The organism is Bacillus proteolyticus, assembly GCF_001884065.1.
Taxonomy (GTDB): Bacteria; Bacillota; Bacilli; order Bacillales; family Bacillaceae_G; genus Bacillus_A; species Bacillus_A proteolyticus.
The window spans coordinates 1-2,947 of record NZ_MACH01000060.1 but is presented as its reverse complement, the minus strand read 5'-3'; the positions used below and the strand labels follow the sequence as shown (position 1 = coordinate 2,947).

General features: G+C 51.4%; 1 rRNA gene. It reads right to left on the bottom strand.

The features are described from left to right. Positions 1-8: 8 nt before the first annotated feature. A 23S ribosomal RNA gene (locus BAQ49_RS09595) occupies positions 9-2,930 on the bottom strand. Between the last annotated feature and the right edge of the window lie 17 nt (positions 2,931-2,947).

Genomic DNA, 2,947 nt, shown 5'->3' with positions numbered 1-2,947 from the left:
CATATTATATGGTTAAGTCCTCGATCTATTAGTATTCGTCAGCTCCACATGTCACCATGCTTCCACCTCGAACCTATCAACCTGATCATCTTTCAGGGATCTTACTAGCTTACGCTATGGGAAATCTCATCTTGAGGGGGGCTTCATGCTTAGATGCTTTCAGCACTTATCCCTTCCGCACATAGCTACCCAGCTATGCCCTTGGCAGAACAACTGGTACACCAGCGGTGCGTCCATCCCGGTCCTCTCGTACTAAGGACAGCTCCTCTCAAATTTCCTACGCCCACGACGGATAGGGACCGAACTGTCTCACGACGTTCTGAACCCAGCTCGCGTACCGCTTTAATGGGCGAACAGCCCAACCCTTGGGACCGACTACAGCCCCAGGATGCGATGAGCCGACATCGAGGTGCCAAACCTCCCCGTCGATGTGGACTCTTGGGGGAGATAAGCCTGTTATCCCCGGGGTAGCTTTTATCCGTTGAGCGATGGCCCTTCCATGCGGAACCACCGGATCACTAAGCCCGACTTTCGTCCCTGCTCGACTTGTAGGTCTCGCAGTCAAGCTCCCTTATGCCTTTGCACTCTACGAATGATTTCCAACCATTCTGAGGGAACCTTTGGGCGCCTCCGTTACACTTTAGGAGGCGACCGCCCCAGTCAAACTGCCCACCTGACACTGTCTCCCGGGTCGATAAGACCCGTAGGTTAGAATTTCAATACAGTCAGGGCGGTATCCCACCAGCGCCTCCACCGAAGCTAGCGCTCCGGTTTCAATGGCTCCCGCCTATCCTGTACAAACTGTACCAAAATTCAATATCAGGCTACAGTAAAGCTCCACGGGGTCTTTCCGTCCTGTCGCGGGTAACCTGCATCTTCACAGGTACTATAATTTCACCGAGTCTCTGGTTGAGACAGTGCCCAAATCGTTACACCTTTCGTGCGGGTCGGAACTTACCCGACAAGGAATTTCGCTACCTTAGGACCGTTATAGTTACGGCCGCCGTTTACTGGGGCTTCAGTTCAGAGCTTCGCTTACGCTAACCCCTCTCCTTAACCTTCCAGCACCGGGCAGGTGTCAGCCCCTATACTTCGCCTTACGGCTTCGCAGAGACCTGTGTTTTTGCTAAACAGTCGCTTGGGCCTATTCACTGCGGCTTTCCGTTAAGAAAGCACCCCTTCTCCCGAAGTTACGGGGTCATTTTGCCGAGTTCCTTAACCAGAGTTCTCTCGCACACCTTAGGATTCTCTCCTCGCCTACCTGTGTCGGTTTGCGGTACAGGCACCTTTTATCTCGCTAGAAGCTTTTCTTGGCAGCGGGGAATCAAAGACTTCGCTCCATAAGGAGCTTCCCCATCACAGCTCAGCCTTCACGATAAGCGGATTTGCCTACTTATCAGCCTAACTGCTTGGACGTGCACAACCAATCGCACGCTTCTTCTATCCTTCTGCGTCCCTCCATTGCTCAAACGATAAAGAGGTGGTACAGGAATATCAACCTGTTGTCCATCGCCTACGCCTGTCGGCCTCGGCTTAGGTCCTGACTAACCCTGAGCGGACGAGCCTTCCTCAGGAAACCTTAGGCATTCGGTGGACGGGATTCTCACCCGTCTTTCGCTACTCATACCGGCATTCTCACTTCTAAGCGCTCCACCAGTCCTTCCGGTCTGACTTCACTGCACTTAGAACGCTCCCCTACCACTGATACCATTGGTATCAATTCGCAGCTTCGGTGGTGTATTTAGCCCCGGTACATTTTCGGCGCAGAGTCACTCGACTAGTGAGCTATTACGCACTCTTTAAATGGTGGCTGCTTCTAAGCCAACATCCTAGTTGTCTAAGCAACTCCACATCCTTTTCCACTTAATACACACTTTGGGACCTTAGCTGGCGATCTGGGCTGTTTCCCTCTTGACTACGGATCTTATCACTCGCAGTCTGACTCCTAAGGATAAGTCATTGGCATTCGGAGTTTGACTGAATTCGGTAATCCGATGAGGACCCCTAGTTCAATCAGTGCTCTACCTCCAAGACTCTTACACTTAAGGCTAGCCCTAAAGCTATTTCGGGGAGAACCAGCTATCTCCAGGTTCGATTGGAATTTCTCCGCTACCCACACCTCATCCCCGCACTTTTCAACGTGCGTGGGTTCGGGCCTCCATTCAGTGTTACCTGAACTTCACCCTGGACATGGGTAGATCACCTGGTTTCGGGTCTACGACCACGTACTAAACGCCCTATTCAGACTCGCTTTCGCTGCGGCTCCGTCTCTTCAACTTAACCTTGCACGGGATCGTAACTCGCCGGTTCATTCTACAAAAGGCACGCCATCACCCATTAACGGGCTCTGACTATTTGTAGGCACACGGTTTCAGGATCTCTTTCACTCCCCTTCCGGGGTGCTTTTCACCTTTCCCTCACGGTACTGGTTCACTATCGATCACTAGGGAGTATTTAGCCTTGGGAGATGGTCCTCCCAGATTCCGACGGAATTTCACGTGTTCCGCCGTACTCAGGATACATTCAAGAGAGAACGAAGTTTCGACTACGGGGTTGTTACCCTCTACGACGGACCTTTCCAGGTCGCTTCGTCTACCTCGTTCCTTTGTAACTCCGTATAGAATGTCCTACAACCCCAAGAGGCAAGCCTCTTGGTTTGGGCTAGATTCCGTTTCGCTCGCCGCTACTCAGGAAATCGCATTTGCTTTCTCTTCCTCCAGGTACTTAGATGTTTCAGTTCCCTGGGTCTGTCTTCCATACCCTATGTATTCAGGTAAGGATACCATACCATTACGTATAGTGGGTTTCCCCATTCGGAAATCTTCGGATCAAAGCTTACTTACAGCTCCCCGAAGCATATCGGCGTTAGTCCCGTCCTTCATCGACTCCTAGTGTCAAGGCATCCACCGTGCGCCCTTTCTAACTTAACCAAACTAAAATTAAAAAA